The organism is Microbispora sp. NBRC 16548 (genome assembly GCF_030268985.1).
GTDB lineage: Bacteria > Actinomycetota > Actinomycetes > Streptosporangiales > Streptosporangiaceae > Microbispora > Microbispora catharanthi.
The window spans coordinates 328,951-345,586 of sequence record NZ_BSSF01000011.1; the positions used below are offsets into that span (position 1 = coordinate 328,951).

General features: G+C 68.8%; 17 protein-coding genes. 4 read left to right on the forward strand and 13 right to left on the reverse strand.

From position 1 onward, the window contains the following. The first annotated feature begins 19 nt into the window (after window positions 1-19). Complete coding sequence (locus QSK36_RS29385; RefSeq protein ID WP_285784600.1) at window positions 20-442, forward strand: hypothetical protein; 423 nt, start codon at window positions 20-22, stop codon at window positions 440-442. Then, window positions 385-1,293 (forward strand): sensor histidine kinase, encoded by a 909-nt coding sequence (locus tag QSK36_RS29390; protein WP_285784601.1) that lies wholly within the window; start codon window positions 385-387, stop codon window positions 1,291-1,293. The genes QSK36_RS29385 and QSK36_RS29390 overlap by 58 nt, the downstream gene beginning before the upstream one ends. On the opposite strand, the gene QSK36_RS29395 is transcribed toward QSK36_RS29390, so the two are convergent. From QSK36_RS29395 to QSK36_RS29405, 3 genes are read right to left on the reverse strand one after another with little or no spacing between them, the layout of a single operon-like run. Further along, on the reverse strand, window positions 1,238-1,936 hold the full coding sequence (locus tag QSK36_RS29395) for a response regulator transcription factor (RefSeq protein ID WP_285784602.1): 699 nt from the start codon (window positions 1,934-1,936) through the stop codon (window positions 1,238-1,240). The genes QSK36_RS29390 and QSK36_RS29395 overlap by 56 nt on opposite strands. A 20-nt stretch (window positions 1,937-1,956) precedes the next feature. Continuing rightward, window positions 1,957-2,892, reverse strand: coding sequence for a M56 family metallopeptidase (locus QSK36_RS29400; protein WP_285784603.1), 936 nt, complete (start codon window positions 2,890-2,892; stop codon window positions 1,957-1,959). A 9-nt stretch (window positions 2,893-2,901) separates the two neighbouring features. Continuing rightward, entirely contained in the window at window positions 2,902-3,291 is a 390-nt protein-coding gene (locus QSK36_RS29405; protein ID WP_285784604.1) for a BlaI/MecI/CopY family transcriptional regulator, read from the reverse strand. 131 nt (window positions 3,292-3,422) lie between these two features. On the opposite strand from QSK36_RS29405, the gene QSK36_RS29410 reads away from it, so the two are divergent. Beyond that, a complete protein-coding gene (locus tag QSK36_RS29410; RefSeq protein ID WP_285784605.1) occupies window positions 3,423-3,770 on the forward strand; it encodes a hypothetical protein in 348 nt (115 codons plus the stop codon). Here QSK36_RS29410 and QSK36_RS29415 read toward each other — a convergent pair. From QSK36_RS29415 to kdpF, 10 genes are all read right to left on the reverse strand, one after another. Then, window positions 3,719-4,360: a carbonic anhydrase gene (locus QSK36_RS29415; RefSeq protein WP_285784606.1), complete on the reverse strand. Its 642-nt coding sequence runs from the start codon at window positions 4,358-4,360 to the stop codon at window positions 3,719-3,721. The genes QSK36_RS29410 and QSK36_RS29415 overlap by 52 nt on opposite strands. Before the next feature lie 437 nt (window positions 4,361-4,797). Continuing rightward, window positions 4,798-5,124 (reverse strand): DUF1048 domain-containing protein, encoded by a 327-nt coding sequence (locus tag QSK36_RS29420; protein ID WP_285784607.1) that lies wholly within the window; start codon window positions 5,122-5,124, stop codon window positions 4,798-4,800. A 1-nt stretch (window position 5,125) separates the two neighbouring features. After that, window positions 5,126-5,482: a DUF1048 domain-containing protein gene (locus QSK36_RS29425; RefSeq protein WP_285784608.1), complete on the reverse strand. Its 357-nt coding sequence runs from the start codon at window positions 5,480-5,482 to the stop codon at window positions 5,126-5,128. Beyond that, the gene (locus QSK36_RS29430; protein WP_285784609.1) at window positions 5,479-5,805 is read right to left on the reverse strand and encodes a PadR family transcriptional regulator; all 327 of its coding nucleotides are present in this window, start codon (window positions 5,803-5,805) and stop codon (window positions 5,479-5,481) included. Before QSK36_RS29430 ends, QSK36_RS29425 begins: the two co-directional genes overlap by 4 nt. A gap of 616 nt (window positions 5,806-6,421) precedes the next feature. Further along, the gene (locus tag QSK36_RS29435) at window positions 6,422-7,090 is read right to left on the reverse strand and encodes a response regulator (RefSeq protein ID WP_285784610.1); all 669 of its coding nucleotides are present in this window, start codon (window positions 7,088-7,090) and stop codon (window positions 6,422-6,424) included. Beyond that, window positions 7,087-9,645, reverse strand: a complete 2,559-nt coding sequence (locus QSK36_RS29440; protein WP_285784611.1) for a DUF4118 domain-containing protein — start codon at window positions 9,643-9,645, stop codon at window positions 7,087-7,089. The genes QSK36_RS29435 and QSK36_RS29440 overlap by 4 nt, the downstream gene beginning before the upstream one ends. Window positions 9,646-9,650: 5 nt before the next feature. After that, window positions 9,651-10,541, reverse strand: a complete 891-nt coding sequence (locus tag QSK36_RS29445) for a potassium-transporting ATPase subunit C (RefSeq protein ID WP_285784612.1) — start codon at window positions 10,539-10,541, stop codon at window positions 9,651-9,653. Continuing rightward, entirely contained in the window at window positions 10,542-12,695 is a 2,154-nt protein-coding gene (gene kdpB, locus QSK36_RS29450; protein WP_285784613.1) for a potassium-transporting ATPase subunit KdpB, read from the reverse strand. Then, window positions 12,695-14,356 (reverse strand): potassium-transporting ATPase subunit KdpA, encoded by a 1,662-nt coding sequence (kdpA, locus tag QSK36_RS29455; RefSeq protein WP_285784614.1) that lies wholly within the window; start codon window positions 14,354-14,356, stop codon window positions 12,695-12,697. The genes kdpB and kdpA overlap by 1 nt, the downstream gene beginning before the upstream one ends. Beyond that, on the reverse strand, window positions 14,356-14,445 hold the full coding sequence (gene kdpF / locus QSK36_RS29460) for a K(+)-transporting ATPase subunit F (protein WP_142575127.1): 90 nt from the start codon (window positions 14,443-14,445) through the stop codon (window positions 14,356-14,358). Before kdpF ends, kdpA begins: the two co-directional genes overlap by 1 nt. Before the next feature lie 372 nt (window positions 14,446-14,817). On the opposite strand from kdpF, the gene QSK36_RS29465 reads away from it, so the two are divergent. Then, the gene (locus QSK36_RS29465) at window positions 14,818-16,635 is read left to right on the forward strand and encodes an APC family permease (protein WP_285784615.1); all 1,818 of its coding nucleotides are present in this window, start codon (window positions 14,818-14,820) and stop codon (window positions 16,633-16,635) included. Window position 16,636 lies beyond the last annotated feature (1 nt).

The following is a 16,636-nucleotide window of genomic DNA, read 5'->3' on the forward strand; positions in this document are numbered from 1 at the left end:
GCTGGGCCACTATGGGCGGATGAGGTCGTTGCGCAGCCGTCTGCTCACCACGATCACGGGGGTGGCCGTGCTGGCCGTCTCCCTGTTCGCGGTGCCGCTGGCCATGGCCGTCGCCCGGCTCTATCACGACGGAGCGATCGAGTCACTGGAAATGGAGGCGACGTGGGTGGCCTCCACCTTCTCCAGCGCCGCCCCGGTTTCGCTCCCCACCGATCTTCCCCGCGATATGACCGTCGGCGTCTACACGACGGACGGTCGGCGGCTCCTCGGCTCGGGCCCTGCCCGGTCGCCGCTCAGAGAGGGCGTCGAGGGTGGCGTCCTTATCGCCACCGCGCCCATCCCGTCCGACGAGACGCCGAGGGTGGTGAGGGTCGCTACGATACGGTGGCCGGCAAGACGCACATCGCGTGGCTCGTCATGGCCGGGCTGGCCGTACTCGTGATCGGGTTGGCCGCCGCGTTCGCGCGGCGTCAGTCGGCGAGGCTCGCCGCGCCGCTGGAGGACCTGACCCGCTCCGCGCAGGCCCTCGGCGACGGCGACTTCACCATCCGGGCGCCGCGATCCAATGTGCGGGAGGCCGACCAGGCCGGGCTCGCGCTCCAAGCCACCGCCCGCCGGCTCGGTGAGGTGCTCGATCGTGAGCGCGCCTTCAGCGCCAACGTCTCCCACCAGCTCCGCACCCAGCTCACCGGGATGATGCTCGGGTTGGAGGCGGCACTGGCCCGGCCGGACGCCGCCCTCGCCGACGCCGCCCTCGCCGACGCCGTCCACACCGCGCTCGGGCGAGGCGAGCGGCTGCAGACCGTGATCGACGACCTCGTACGGCTCACCCGGGACAACCGGACCGGGTCGGCGCCGCTCGACGTCCCCGCCGTGCTCGATGAAGTCAGGGAGTGCTGGCAGGGCCCGCTCGCCGCCCATGGGCGCCGGCTGACGGTCAGCGTGCCGGATGACCTGCCCCCCGTCGCCGCCTCCGCCGCGGCGGTGCGGCAGATCCTGCGCGTGCTGCTCGACAACGCCCTCGTCCACGGTGAGGGTGAGGTCACCGTCGAGGCGGCGGACCTCGCCGACGGCATCGCGATCGAGGTCGCCGACCGCGGGCCGGGAGTTCCCGAGGATGTGGACGTGTTCGCTCGGCGCGCGGCCGACGGGCACGGCATCGGCCTGGCGCTGGGCCGATCCCTGGCCGAGGCCGAGGCGGGCCGCCTGGTCCTGCGCAGGACCAGTCCACCGGTCTTCAGCCTTCTGCTGTCTCCGGCAGCTCGTAACGATAGCCCCGTCCCCGCACCGTAACGATCCGCTGCGGATCCTCGCCGTGATCGCTCAGCTTGCGGCGGAGCGCGAACACGTGCACGTCGAGCGTCTTGGTCGGCCCGAACCAGTTGACGTCCCACACCTCGTCCATCAACTCCTCGCGGGAGACGACCTCACCGGCACGGGATGCCAGCGCCGCCAGCAGGTCGAACTCCTTGGGCCGCAGCGCCACCTCGTCGCCCGCGACGTACGCCCTGCGAGCCGGCAGGTCGAGACTGAGCCGCCCCACCTTCACGGTCCGATCGTCGCCCCGGGGCGCCGCCTGGCGACGCAAATGGGCACGTAGCCTGGCCAGCAGCTCGGTCAACCGGAACGGCTTGGTCAGATAGTCGTCCGCCCCCGCGTCAAGCGCCACGACCACCTCGAACTCCTCGGTGCGCGCCGTCAGCACCACGATCACCGCCTGCGGCGCAGCCGCCCGCAACCGGCGGCACACGGTGACACCGTCATCATCCGGCAGCCCCAGGTCCAGCAGCACCAGATCGGGCATGACCGCCCCGCCCAGATCGAGCGCCCTCGCCCCCGTGGTCGCGAGGTCGGTCCGGTAGCCCGCGACGGTCAGCGCCGACTCCAGCTCCGGCCCGATCACCGGATCGTCCTCCACCACAAGCACCCGCGCCATGCCCCCAGCCTTACACCATGTCAGGCGCCGATGAGCTCCAGCAGCAGGTGCAGGTCGTGGGTCGCTTCGGCGATGGAGCAGCCGGCGGCGACGAGGACCGCGCCTGCGGCGATGGTGATGACGGGACGGTGGTGCAGGGGCGGTGCGAGCAGGGCGGCGACTCGGCGGGGCACGGGGCCTGCGTCCCGCGGCAACGCGCCATGGCCGAAGATGCCCAAGGCGTAGCCCGGAGGACGCTTCCCGGCGGTGCGGGGGGCGGCCAGGGCGGCCTTGCCGAGGGTGCGGGCGACCCGGGCGCGGTCACCGGTCGCGGCGGCGGCGCGTTCGTCGGCCCAGCGTTCGACGGTGTAGGTGACAGCGGTGGCGAGCGGGCGCAGAAGCGGGTTGACGGCGGCGCCGAGCCCGGCGAGGGCGACGAAGAGGTAGTGATGCGCCTCGAGATGGGCCCGCTCGTGGGCGAGCAGGATGCCGTGTTCGCCGTCGTCCAGCAGGTGCAGCATGCCGGTGGACACCACGATGCGTCCAGGCAGCCCGGGCACCGCGAAAGCGTCGGGGGTCTCGTCCTCGATGACGACCAGGCCGTCGTGGGCGGGCAGGCAGGCGGCCTGCTGGGCCGCGGCGGCCAGTGAGCGGGCGCGGGTCCACAGCATGCGGCCGGCGGCGAGTACGGCGCCGCCGAGCAGAAGGCCGGCGACCACGGCGACCGACAACTGGGTGGGATCGTCCCGCTGGGCGGTGTGGACGGACCAGTGGCCGAGGTCGGCCAGCAGGGGGATGCGGATCAGTCCGGTGATGGCGAGCAGGCCCAGCGAAAGGGTGCTCGCCGCGCCCAGCACCAGCGCCGAGACGGTGAGCAGCCAGGTGGCCACACGGGGTTCGCACCGTTCCGACAGGACTCGCGCGCCGAGTGGAGCGAGCAGCGACAGCAGCAGCGGAAGGTAGACGGCGATGCGCATCCGAATCCTCTACTGGTCCTGGTGCGGGTCGGGCCCGAGCAGCCGGCGCAGGAGGTCGGCGTCGGAGGGGGACAGGCCGTCGGCGAAGCGGGTGAGCACGGCCTGACGGTCGGGCCGTTCCTCAAGGACGCTGCGCATGCGGCGGGCGGCGAACCCGTCTTCGTCCGTGACAGGGGCGTAGGCGTAGGCCCGGCCGCGCGAGTGCCGGACGAGCAGCTGCTTTGCGTACAACCGGGTGAGGATGGTCACCACGGTGCTGTAGGTCAGCTCGCTGCCGAGACGCTCGGCGACCTCTCCAGGGGTCAGCGCTGTGTCCGCTCGCAGCAGCACGTCGAGGATCTCGGCCTCCCGCTCGCCGTTGGCGCGTTTGGGGCCTCGCCCTTGTGGAGTGGCGCTCATGGGTTGTCGTTCCCCTTGCCCATCTTCTACAGTCGTGTAGAACTTCTACGGCGGTGTAAAAGTTGCTGTGTTCCGAGTGTGCCACGCGCCCTGAGCCGACCGACAGGGGCAGGCCAGGAAAGGACCGCTGGATGTCCCAGGCGTTCAATCCGCTGGATGCCACCTCGCTGCTGACGGCATTCGGCGCCGTCGGGGCAGCCACGCTTTTCCGCTTCTCCGACGGCGTCTGGCTCGCGGCGCCGCTGCTGGCCGCCTGCGGTGCCGTGCCCGCCTGGCGGCGGCGGGCCCCCGCTCTCGCCATCGCCGGCGGGCTCGCCGCGGGCGGCGCCCAGTGGATCGCCGAGGCGTACGCACGGTGGGGCGGCATCGGCGCCCGCCTGCACGCCTCCAGCGCCACCGAAGGCGGCATGGGCCTGCACTGGGCCGGTCACGATGCGAAGCCGGTGGTGATTTCGAGGCCGCGGGCTGCCACCACTTGAGCACTGCCGTCGGCCAGGCGGTAACACAGACCCACGACGGCGGCCTGGCCGGCGCCGACCCGTTCGGCGAGCACCCGAGAGCGGTCCAGCAGCAGGTCAGCCGTGGTCTTCACGTGCTCGGCCAGGATCTCGTCGGCCTCCACGCGACCCGCGGCCCGCGCCGCGAGCACACTGGGGGTCACCCGCTCGACGACGTCCCGGACGTACCCGGCCGGCACCATCCCGTCATCCAGCGCGGCGCACGCGGCGCCCACCGCGCCGCACGAGTCATGGCCGAGGACCACCACCAGCGGGCAGTCCAGCACATCCACCCCGTACTCGATGCTGCCCAGCACCTCCGTACCCATCACATGGCCCGCGGTGCGCACCACGAACAGGTCACCCAGGCCGCGATCAAAGATGATCTCAGCGGCCAACCGGGAGTCAGAGCATCCGAACAGGACGGCGAACGGGCGCTGGCCCGGTGCGGTCTCGGTGCGGCGTGTCGCGTCCTGGTTCGGGTGCTCCGGGGCGCCGGCGACGAAGCGCTGGTTACCGGCGAGCAACAGCTCGAAGGCTTCCTTGGGAGTCGGAGACGTGATCTCGGCCATTGCCGCAGCCTAGGCCAAGCCCCTGGCTGTCGAGCTGCATGGTCCTCCCAGCGCCTGCTGAGGGTTCGTCGTCACTCCAGGTGCCGGGCAAATCTCGGCTTCGACCCCGATCCTCAGCACACGACGAAGCCGACTGGCCCGGTACGGCCAGCCCTGGGCACACCTCGGCACCGCCCCTTCCGTTTGAGGTTGACGGAAAGGGCATCTACTGCGCGGCGGTCCCGACAGGTGGATGTTGACGGCTTGGGGTGGAAGCAGGTGGCCTTTCTGGCGTGCCTGACGCACACCACCGGATGCGGGCCCATGATGACCTGGTCGAGATGTTGTGTAAGCGGATTGCCTCCCGCGTCAAACGGGCCAAGACAGAGTTGGAGGAGATCCGCGCCCCTCCTTCGGCCCACCCATGGAGAAACTCCGCCAGCACCGGTCGATGGGTGTTACTTCTCGGCCGTGCCGGGTTTCTCGCTGATGGATTCCTGATAGATGTCCGCGTAGGTGCGCGAGTCCTTGGTCAGGTCGTCACAGAAGGCAGCGACATCGTTGCCGATGAGTTCCAGGACTCCCCTGTTGGCCGCGACGCCCTCCTCGAAGAAATCGATGATTCCTGAGAGCAGAGGCCCGTCAAGCACGTCGATCGGTCCAACCTTGAAGATGTACCTCTGAATCTCCTTGTAGACGATCTGATAGTCCGGAGGGAGCGCCTTGACCCGCGCCATGTGCGCCCGCCACTGCTTCTTGCCCTCGATGATGTCTCGGATGCCCACGTCAGCCTCCTAGTCGGCCCAATTTCTTCGCGACGTTCCTGTTCAACTGCTCGCGCCAACGGTCGCGATAGGTTCGAGCCCCTTCTCCGCCGGCCAACGCCGCGCAGAAGCCCGCGATATCGTCACCCAGCACCTCGTGAACGCTCTGCCCATCGGACGCTGTCTCTTCGAGCAGCGTCAGAGCATTGTCGAGAATCGGCATCAGCTTTCGGCCTGTGAAGTCCGAGTAGGAGCAGATGTGGCCCTTGATCTCTTCCCACGCCGCCCGGTAGTCGGCCGGCAATGCCTCGGCACGGGTTTCGAACGCTTTCCATTCCCTGGTGAGATCGCTCCCTGTTATGGTCTCCCAGAAGTTCATCTCCCGCCCTCCTTGAGTTTGTCGATTCGTGACGTGATGTACTCCCATTTCGCCCAGAATCTCGCGAGTTCTTCGTGCCCCGCATCGTTGAGCGCATAGAACTTGCGCGGCGGGCCCACTCCGGACGGTCGTTTCGTCACCTGGACGAGCCCGTTCTTCTCCAGTCGCAGCAGGATGGTGTACACCGTCCCCTCGACGACGTCGGCGAAGCCCAGTTCGTTCAGCCGACGCGTGATGGCGTACCCGTAGGTCTCCTCGCTGCCGATGATTTCAAGCACGCAGCCCTCAAGCGTGCCCTTCAGCATCTCTGTCAGGTCGTCCATCGTGGGTCCTCTTCGGCTCTCCTGGTACCTTGTAGTACCGAGTACCACTATAAAGTACCACAGAGTAGTGAATCAATGCCTCCCGTGCCTGGTCTGCCTCCTAACTGAAGGGCGCGCAGCACGCCCACCGCACCGCCGAGCAGTCCTATAGCGAGGAGGATCCCCAGCCTGACCCGATCGTCCGGGGAGAAGGTCAAGGTTCCGGCGTCGTTCACCAGGAACCCTGTGAGGAACATCCACGCCATGGTGGCCGTGGCCGACGCACTGATCAGGCTCCGGCCTCGTGTCGCGTAAACGGCTACTGTGATCGCCACAGTCACTACCCGATCAGGGATATCGGAAAAGGCCAAGGCGGCTGCGGCGCAGGACAGTACGGCCGAGACGAATCCGCCCACCAAGAGAAATTCAAGCGGGGCGGGTGAATGACGCGAGACCTCATGCCTCCATGAAAGTGCATTCGAAGTCTTTTGTGTCGCTATGTATACGATATTCATGCGCTCTCGATATGCCTTCTGATGTGACATTGACGCGTCTTCGCCTCCTGGGAGGGTGCCGAGGACGAATGCGCCGGACTTCCCGTGGCGTCGCTCACGCTCGTCAACCGGGGCTGCCTGGTTCAGGGCGTGAACCGGTAGCCCATTCCCGGCTCAGTGATCAGATGTACGGGGTGAGATGGGTCGGGTTCGAGCTTCTTGCGGAGTTGCGCCATGTACTGACGCAGATAGTTCGTCTCCTTGACATGGCTGCGCCCCCACACTTCGGTGAGCAGGTGCCGTTGGCTGATGAGCTTGCCGGGGTTGCGGACCAGGATTTCCAGCAGGTGCCACTCGGTCGGAGTAAGTCGCAGTCCCCCCGAGATTGTTTTGCTCGTCAGGTCCACCACGTGGTCGCCGACTTTGACGGACGCGAGTTCGTGCGCCTGTATGGACGCTCTGCGCGTGACCGCTCGCACGCGGGCGAGGAGTTCGTCGATGCCGAAGGGCTTGGTGACGTAGTCGTCGGCGCCGGCGTCCAGGGCGGCGACCTTGTCGGTGGTGGCCGTTCGTCCGGACAGGACCAGGATCGGCATCGAGGACCAGCCACGCAGGCCGTGAATGACGTCCACGCCGTCCATGTCGGGGAGACCGAGGTCGAGCAGAACCACGTCGGGGTGCCAGTCGGCGGCGGCGCGCAGGGCGGAGGAGCCGTCAGCGGCGACTTCGACCTCGTAGCGACGGGCGGCCAGATTGATGCGCAGTGCTCTGAGGATCTGTGGCTCGTCGTCGACGACAAGAATCCGGGTCATGTCGTTCCCCGCTGTACGATGCCGGCTCGCGAGGAGATCGGCAGGGTAAGGACCATGGTGAGGCCGCCGCCCGGGGTCTCCTCGGGCGTGAGGCTGCCTCCCATGGCTTCCGCCAGGCCGCGGGAGAGCGCGAGGCCGAGGCCGATGCCGGTGTGGTTGTCCCGGTCGCCGAGGCGCTGGAAGGGCATGAAGACGCGGTCGTACGCCTCGGATGGGATGCCGGGACCACGATCGATGACGCGGATCTCCACATTGTCGCCGTGCCAGCTCGCGGTGACCAGAACCTTCCTGGCGTCCGGGCTGTAGCGGACGGCGTTGGTCATCAGGTTGACCAGAATGCGTTCGACCAGTGCGGGATCGGCGACGATCTCGGGAAGCTCGAGCGCGATGTCCCCTTCCACCTGGTCGCTCAGCGGCCCGAGGTCGTCGATCGATCGGGGCACGATCTCCTCCAGCGCCACCGGCTGAAGCGACAGTCCGAGCACTCCGGCCTGAAGCCGGCTCATGTCGAGCAGGTTCGCGACGAGCCGGTCGAGCTTGTAGAGCGACTCGTCCGCCGTGGCGAGCAACTCCTCGCGATCGTCGGGTGACCAGTCGACGTCGGTGGCGCGCAGGCTCTCCACGGCCGCACGTGCCGATGCGAGGGGGGTGCGCAGGTCGTGGCTGACGGCGGCCAGCAGCGCGGTGCGCATCTTGTCCGCCTCCGCGAGCGGTTTGGCCTTCTCGGCCTCCTCCCGCAGACGCTCCTGCCTGAGGGCCACTGCGGCCTCGGCGGCGAAGGCCTGGAGCACTCGGCGGTCCGCGGCGTCGAGAAGCCGCCCGCGCAAGGCCAGGACGAGGTCGTCGTCGACGGCCACATCCGTGTCCGCGACACCCGGACAGGTGCAGGGGGCGCCCCCGGCGGTGGCGACGATGCGCCAAGCCTCGGGCTCTGACTGCGCGTCGGGACACGTCGTCGCCTCGGGGCGGCGTTCGAGCAGCGTGACCGAGGTGAGCGCGAAGGTCTCCCGCAGCCTGGCGAGCAGCGAAGGCAGCGCGTGCTCGCCACGCAGCACGTGCCCTGCCAGGGTGGACAGCACCTCGGCGTCGGCCTGGGCCCGTGCGGCCTCTCGCGTCCGCCGGGCGGCCAGGTCGACGACGGTGCTCACCATGATCGCGACCAGTACGTAGATCGTCAGGGCGAGCAGGTTCTCCGGGTCGGCGATGGTGAACCGGTTGACGGGCGGGGTGAAGAAGTAGTTCAGCAGGAGGGAGCCGCCCACCGCGGCGGTCACCGCGGGCCACCTGCCGCCGATCAGGGCGACGCCCACTACGGCCAGCAGGAACAGCAGGATCTCGCTGGGCAGCGACAGGTCGTGGCGGAACGGCAGCAGCGCCAGCGTCAGGAGGGGAAGCCCGAGGATCGCCGTGGCCCAGCCCGCGATCCGCCTGTTGCGGGTGAGCGCGGCACGCGGCCGCAACGGATGCCTGCCCTTGCTGACCTGCTCATGCGTGATCATGTGGACGTCGATCGACCCCGAGCGAGCCGTCGTCTCGACCCCCACCCCGCGGGAGAAGAGCTGGGCGAACCGTCCCCGCCGGGAGGCGCCGAGCACGAGCTGGGTGGCGTTGACGCCGCGGGCGAAGTCGAGCAGCGCGCGGGGGATGTCGTCGCCGACGACCTGGTGGTAGGTCCCGCCGATGCTCTCCACGAGGGCGCGCTGGCGCGCCAGCAGCGCCGGGTCGCCGCCGGCCAGCCCGTCGGCCCGGGTGACGTGCACGGCCAGCAGGTCGGCGCCCTTGCTCCTGGCGGCGATGCGGGCGGCGCGCCTGATGAGGGTGTCGCCCTCCGGCCCTCCGGTCAGCGCTACGACGACGCGTTCCCGAGCCTCCCAGGTGCCCGCGATGCCGTGCTCCGCGCGGTAGCGGTCGAGCTGCTCGTCCACCTTGTCCGCCACCCACAGCAGGGCCAGCTCGCGCAGGGCCGTCAGGTTGCCGACCCGGAAGTAGTTCGACAGGGCGGCGTCCACCTTCTCGGGTGGGTAGACGTTGCCGTGGGCCATCCGGCGGCGCAGCGCCTCGGGGGACATGTCGACCAGCTCGACCTGGTGGGCCCGGCGTACGACCTCGTCCGGCACGGTCTCCCGCTGCGGCACGCCCGTGATCTCCTGGACGACGTCGTTGACCGACTCCAGGTGCTGGATGTTCACCGTCGAGACGACGTCGATCCCGGCGTCGAGGAGCTCGTCGATGTCCTGCCAGCGCTTGACGTTGCGCGAGCCCGGCACGTTAGTGTGCGCCAGCTCGTCGACCAGAACGATCTTTGGCGCGCGGGCGACGACCGCCTCGACGTCCAGCTCGGTGAAGGTCGCACCCCTATAGACGACACGCCGTCGTGGGAGGACCTCCATGCCCTCCAGGAGTTCGGCGGTGCGGGGGCGGTCGTGCGTCTCGACGAGACCCACGACCAAATCCTTGTTCCGTTCCGTGGCCCTGCGACCTTCACTGAGCATCGCGTAGGTCTTGCCGACTCCGGGGGCCGCCCCCAGATACACCCGCAGCCGCCCGCGCGCCATCTACCTCATCCCTTCAGCCTGTCCAGATCCAGGTTGAGCTCCAGCACGTTCACGCCGGGCTCGCCCATGAAGCCGAGCGCCCTGCCGGTGGTGTGCCGCCCGATGAGGGCCCGCACCGTGTCCAGGCCGAGGTCGCGCTCCCTGGCTACCCGGGGGGCCTGCAGTTCGGCGTACGCGACGGAGATGTGCGGGTCGAGGCCGCTGCCGCTCGCGGTGACGGCGTCCGGCGGGACGACCGCTCGGGCGTTTCCGCGCACTGGCACGGTGCGGCCTGCCGAGTAGTCCTGTCCGGGCTTGCCGCACTCGACCCTCACCCCTTGATAGACCGGGATGAACGGCGTGGCGGGACAGGCCTGGTTGACGCTGACCACCCGGGTGGGCGTGCCAACGGTGGGGAAGACCTTCAGCACCGCGCCGACCCCGTCACCGGTGCAGTACGGCCGGGCGCCGCTGACGCCCTCCAGCTCGCCGACCACCTTGGAACGGGCGCACACCTGGGTGAGAAGGCTCTGCTTGCCGGTGTCGGGGTTCCCCTCGTCGTCCTCCGCGCCCGGCACCGGGAGGGTGTCGAGGACATCCTCCGGGCCGAGGTTACTCGCGGCGGTGGAGGTCGGGTCGTACCCGTCGCCCGCCGCTGAAGGCCGGCTCTGGAAGTACTTCCTGATCGGGTTGCCGTCCTTGCCGGTGAAGCTCTGGCCGATGAGGGCGCTGCCCACGTCCTTGCCGTCCTTCTGTACGTCCTTCTGCACCAGGGAGCCGTTGGCGTTGCCGTTGAACACGGCCTGCGCGACGCCCGTGACCAGCAGTGGGTAGATCGCGCCGGTCACCAGGGTGAGCACGAGAAGTGCGCGTAGCGCCGCGAGGTGCTGGCGGATCCAGCTTGGCAGGCGTTCCATTTATGACATCCCCGGAAGGAACATGATGAGCAGGTCGATGAGCTTGATGCCGATGAACGGGACGACGATCCCGCCGAGGCCGTAGATGTAGAGGTTGCGGCTGAGCAGTCTGGACGCGCTGGAGGGCCGGTAACGCACCCCGCGCAGGGCGAGCGGGATCAACGCCACGATCACCAGGGCGTTGAAGATCACTGCGGACAGGATGGCCGACTGGGGGCTGTGCAGCCGCATGACGTTCAACGTGTCCAGGCCCGGATAGACGGCCGCGAACATGGCCGGGATGATCGCGAAATACTTCGCGATGTCGTTGGCGATCGAGAACGTGGTCAGCGCACCCCGGGTGATCAGCAACTGCTTGCCGATCTCGACGATCTCGATGAGCTTGGTGGGGTTGGAGTCGAGGTCGACCATGTTGCCGGCCTCCTTGGCGGCGGAGGTGCCGGTGTTCATGGCGACCCCGACGTCGGCCTGGGCGAGCGCCGGGGCGTCGTTGGTGCCGTCGCCGGTCATGGCGACCAGCCGCCCGCCCTCCTGCTCCTTGCGGATCAGCGCGAGCTTGTCCTCGGGGGTCGCCTCGGCCAGGAAGTCGTCCACGCCCGCCTCGTCGGCGATGGCCTTGGCGGTGAGCGGGTTGTCCCCGGTGATCATCACGGTGCGGATGCCCATGCGGCGCATCTCGTCGAACCGCTCGCGCATGCCCGCTTTGACGACGTCCTTGAGGTGGATGACACCGAGGACACGGGCCGTGCCGCCGTCGGCGACCTCGCCCACCACCAACGGGGTGCCGCCGGAGGCGGAGATGCCGTCGACCAGCTGACCGACGTGCGCGGTGGGATGGCCGCCGTTGTCGCGCACCCACTTCATCACGGCGGTCGCGGCGCCCTTGCGGACCCGGCGCCCGTCGACGTCGACGCCGGACATGCGGGTCTGCGCGGTGAACGGAACCCAGTCGGCGTGCGTCAGCTCGCCCGGCCGCCGCTCGCGAAGGTCGTATGCGTTCTTGGCATAGACCACGATCGAACGGCCCTCGGGGGTCTCGTCCGCCAAGCTGGACAGCTGCGCCGCCCGCGCCAGCTCCATCGCGGGTACTCCGGGCACCGGGAGGAACTCGGCGGCCTGCCGGTTGCCCAGAGTGATCGTGCCGGTCTTGTCGAGCAGTAGGGTGCTGACGTCGCCGGCGGCCTCCACCGCACGGCCAGACATGGCCAGCACGTTGCGCTGCACCAGGCGGTCCATGCCCGCGATGCCGATGGCCGACAGCAACGCCCCGATCGTGGTTGGGATGAGGCAGACCAGCAGCGAGATCAGCACGATGCCGGTGACGCCGTGCCCGTTCAGGGCCAGGGAGTCGGGGATGCCGGGGTTCTGCGCCTTGGAGTAGATCGCCAGCGGTTGCATGGTGACGGTGGCGATCAGGAAAATGATCGTCAGCGCGGCCAGCAGGATGTTGAGGGCGATCTCGTTGGGGGTCTTCTGCCGATTGGCGCCTTCGACCAGGGCGATCATCCGGTCGATGAAGCTCTCTCCGGGCTTCTGGGTGATCCGTACGATGATCCGGTCGGATAGGACCTTGGTGCCGCCCGTGACGGCCGAGCGGTCGCCGCCGGACTCGCGGATCACGGGGGCGGACTCGCCGGTAATGGCCGACTCGTCCACACTGGCGATGCCCTCCACCACGTCGCCGTCGCCCGGGATGATCTCCCCGGCCTCGACGACGACGACGTCGCCCTGCCGGAGTTCGGGGGCGCCCACGGTGTCCCAGTGGACCGCCCCCTGTCCGGACTGCCAGTCCTTGAGACGGCGCGCCGTGGTGTCGCGCTTGGCCGCCCGCAACGTGGCGGCCTGGGCCTTGCCCCGGCCCTCGGCCACCGCCTCTGCCAGGTTGGCAAACACGACGGTCAGCCACAGCCACACCACGATGGCCCAGGCGAAGAACGAGGGATCGACGACCGCGAGCACGGTGGTGAACGCCGCGCCGACCTCGACGATGAACATCACCGGGTTGCGCCACAGCGTGACGGGGTTCAGCTTCCGCAGCGCGTCGGGCAGGGAGGTGAGGAGTTGCTTCGGGTCGAGCAGGCCGCCGCCCACCTTGCCGCCCCTCCCGGGGGCGGGTACGTGGCCCGGAGCTTCCGGCGCTGAAAGCACTGTCATCACTGGATTCCTTCTGCGAGCGGGCCGAGCGCCAGAGCGGGGAGGAAGGTCAGCGCCACCACGATGATCGTCACGCCCACGACCATGCCGACGAACTGCGGGCGGTGGGTGGGGAGCGTGCCCGCCGAGGCCGGTACGGGGGCCTGCCTGGCCAGCGAGCCGGCGAGGCCGAGCACGAAGACGATCGGCAGGAACCGGCCGAAGGCCATGCACAGCCCGAGCGCGGTGTCGTACCACGGGGTGTTCACGGTGATGCCGGCGAACGCCGACCCGTTGTTGTTGGAGGCGCTGGTGAACGCGTAGAGCACTTCGGACAGGCCGTGCGGCCCGGAGTTGAGCATGCTCGCCCGCTGCTCGGGCGAGGCCATGGCCAGGGCGGTGCCCACGAGCACGAGCGCGGGCGTGGTCAGGAAGTAGAGCGAGGCCAGCTTGATCTCGCGTGAGCCGATCTTCTTGCCCAGGTATTCCGGCGTACGGCCCACCATCAGACCGGCCACGAAGACGGTGATCACCGCGAGCACGAGCATGCCGTACAGGCCCGCGCCCACTCCGCCGGGCGCCACCTCGCCCAGCATCATGTTGAACATCGTCATCATGCCGCCGAGCGCGGTGTAGGAGTCGTGGAAGGAGTCCACGGCGCCGGTCGAGGTCAGCGTCGTGGCCGCGGCGAAGGTCCCCGAGTTCGGCACGCCGAACCTGACCTCCTTGCCTTCCATCGCGGCGCCGACCGCCTGCGGAACGGTGCCGTGGTGCGCGACCTCCAGCCCGGTGACCAGCGCGACGCTGGCGAAGGCCAGCACACCCATGATCGCGACGATCGCATAGCCCTGCCTCCGGTCGCCGACCATGCGGCCGAACGTGCGCGGCAGCGCGAACGGCAGCATGAGGATCAGGAAGATCTCCAGCCAGTTCGTCCAGGAGGCCGCGTTCTCGAAGGGATGGGCGGAGTTGGCGTTGTAGAAGCCGCCGCCGTTGTTGCCAAGCTCCTTGATGACCTCCTGACTGGCCACCGGCCCGCCGGTGATGCTCTGCGTGCCCCCGGCCAGCGTGGCGACCTCGTGGACGCCCGAGAAATTCTGGATCACGCCACCGGCCACCAGGAGGAACGCCCCGACGAACGCGATCGGCAGCAGGATGCGGATCGTGCCGCGGACCAGGTCCACCCAGAAGTTGCCAAGATTGTCCGTCTGGTTGCGGGCGAAGCCGCGCACCAGGGCGATCGCCACGGACATGCCGACCGCGGCCGACACGAAGTTCTGCACCGCCAGACCGGCCATCTGCACCAGGTGGCCCATCGTGGACTCACCCGAGTACGCCTGCCAGTTGGTGTTGGTGACGAAACTGACCGCGGTGTTCCAGGCCACATGGTCCGTCACCCCGGGAAAGCCGAGGCTCAGCAGCAGTTTGTCCTGCAGGCGCTGGAAAGCGTAGAGGAACAGGATCGAGACGGCCGAGAAGGCGAGCACGCTGCGGGCGTAGACGTTCCACCGCTGCTCGGTGTCCGGCCGGACACCGATGAGACGGTAGATCATTCGCTCGAAGGCCAGGTGCCGCGTGCCGCTGTAGACGCGGTACATGTAGTCGCCGAGCGGCCGGTGTGTCAGCACCAGGGCGACGACGAGGGATCCGATGAACACGATCCCGGCCGTGGTCGGCGACATCAGAAACGCTCCGGGAACAGCAGGGCCGCGATCATGAAGATCACCAGGCCGACGGCCACGACCAGACCCACGGCGTTGACAGCGCTCACAGGCGCTCCACCGCCTTCACCACGAGCCCGCAGATCGCGAATATCCCGACCGTTAGGGCGACGAAGATGACGTCAGCCATCTCACTTCCTCAAATCCGGATGCTTGCCTGGCCGCCGGACAGACGGCCACTAACGCCAGCAAAGCGCCAGGTTTAAGAAGGCTTGATGTTCTTGATGCCTTTCATACGCCGAACGCCGGAACATTTACGCCGTCTCTACGTGGCCGGGGCATGCCCTCGGCCTGGTGAGGCGGTCTCTACGCGTTCGATCCTCAACCGATGGACGGTGAACAGGGATTTCAGGGAATCACTTCCATTGAGCTGAGTGAGACGGAGAGGGCTGGTGTCTGCGGGCGCTGGCGATGCCAGAGGGGTGGATCGTTCCGCAAGCGGCGCTGCGCTCCAGCGTCGTGAGCGGGACCGGCTCACCGTGCCGCAGGGGGTGGCGGCGCTGTCGCTGGACGCGTTGTCGTCCGTCGCGTACGGGCCCGAAGCGATCGTGATTGTGCTCGCGGCGGCCGGCAGCCGAGGACTTGGATTCACCCTGCCGGTCACGGTGGCCATCGTGGTATTGCTGGCCGCGCTGACGGCCTCCTACCGGCAGGTGATCGCCGCCTTCCCCGACGGTGGCGGCGCCTACGCCGTTGCTGGGCGGCATCTGGGGCGGCGGGTCAGCCTGGTCGCCGCCGCCTCACTGATCATCGACTACGTGCTCAACGTCGCGGTGGCGGTCTCCGCCGGCGTCGCCGCCTTCACCTCGGCCTTCCCCGCCCTGCACAGCGAGCGGGTACCGCTGTGCGTGCTCGTGTTGGTGCTGATCACTGCCGTCAACCTGTACGGCGTTGCGGAGTCGGCGAAGGTGATGATCGCTCCGACGGTGGTGTTCGTCGCGGCGATCGCCGCCGTCGTCCTGGCCGGGTTGCTACGCGACCAACCCGCCACCGAGCCCGCCCACCCGACCGGCTCGGCCACCGCCACCGTCGGGGCGGTGCTGCTGCTGCGCGCTTTCGCCAACGGCTGCTCGGCCTTGACAGGGGTGGAGGCCATCGCCAACGCCGTTCCCACCTTCCGCACCCCCCGCATTCAGCGGGCCCAGCGCACCGAGGTCACCCTGGGCGTCCTGCTGGGGGCGATGCTGATCGGCCTGTCACTGCTGATCGACAAGTTCCGCGTCGCCCCGAGTCCCACCAAGACCGTCTTGGCGCAACTGGCCAACGCCGCACTCGGCCACAATGCCGCCTTCTACGTCGTGCAGTTCGCCACCATGGTGCTGCTGGCCTTGGCGGCCAACACCTCCTTCGGAGGCCTGCCCGTCCTGGCCTCGCGCCTGGCCCAGGACCACCATCTGCCGCACCTGTTCGCCCTGCGTGCCGACCGGCAGGTCTACCGCTACGGCGTCACAGTGCTCGCCGTCCTGGCGCTGATCCTGCTGCTGGTAGCGAGGGGAAACACTCAGGTGCTGGTGCCGATCTTCGCTATCGGGGTGTTCATCGGCTTCACCCTCTCCCAGATCGGCATGGTCCGGCACTGGCGCCTGGACCGCGGTCCCGGCTGGCCAGGGCATGCCGCCCTGAACGGGCTGGGAGCGCTGCTGACCGCCGTGGCGCTGGTCGTGGCGCTGGTGGCCAAATGGCACGAGGGCGGCTGGCTGGTGTTCGTGGCCGTCGCCGTCTTGGTGCTGGTGTTCGAGGCGGTGTACCGCACCTACCGGCGCATCGGCGCCGCCCTGCATCTGGGACAGGTGCCCGCCCACCCCGTACCCCGCCACTGTCTGGTCATCGTCCCGGTCGGCGCGGTCAACCTCCTCACCCAAGAAGCCCTCAGCGCCGCGCTGTCCTTGGGTGATGAGGTCCGTGCGCTCACCGTCGTGCACCCTGAAGATTCCGAGGCCGGGTCCGCCGACACGGTGCGCAGGGCGTGGAACGCCTGGCGGCCCGATGTCCCCCTCGTCGTCCTGCACAGTCACACCCGCTCGCTGACCAGGCCGATCGTCGACTACCTACGCGCCGTTGCCGCCGAAAACCGCCACGACCGGATTGTCGTTCTCATCCCGGAGATGCACCTGCCCAAGCCCTGGCAGCGGCTGCTGCAGAACCAACGCGGCGCCGTCTTGGACCGGGCGATCCGCCGCAACACCGATGCCGTCATCTGCCGTCTGCGCCTGCCGATCCCTCTTCACCACACCCTCTGAG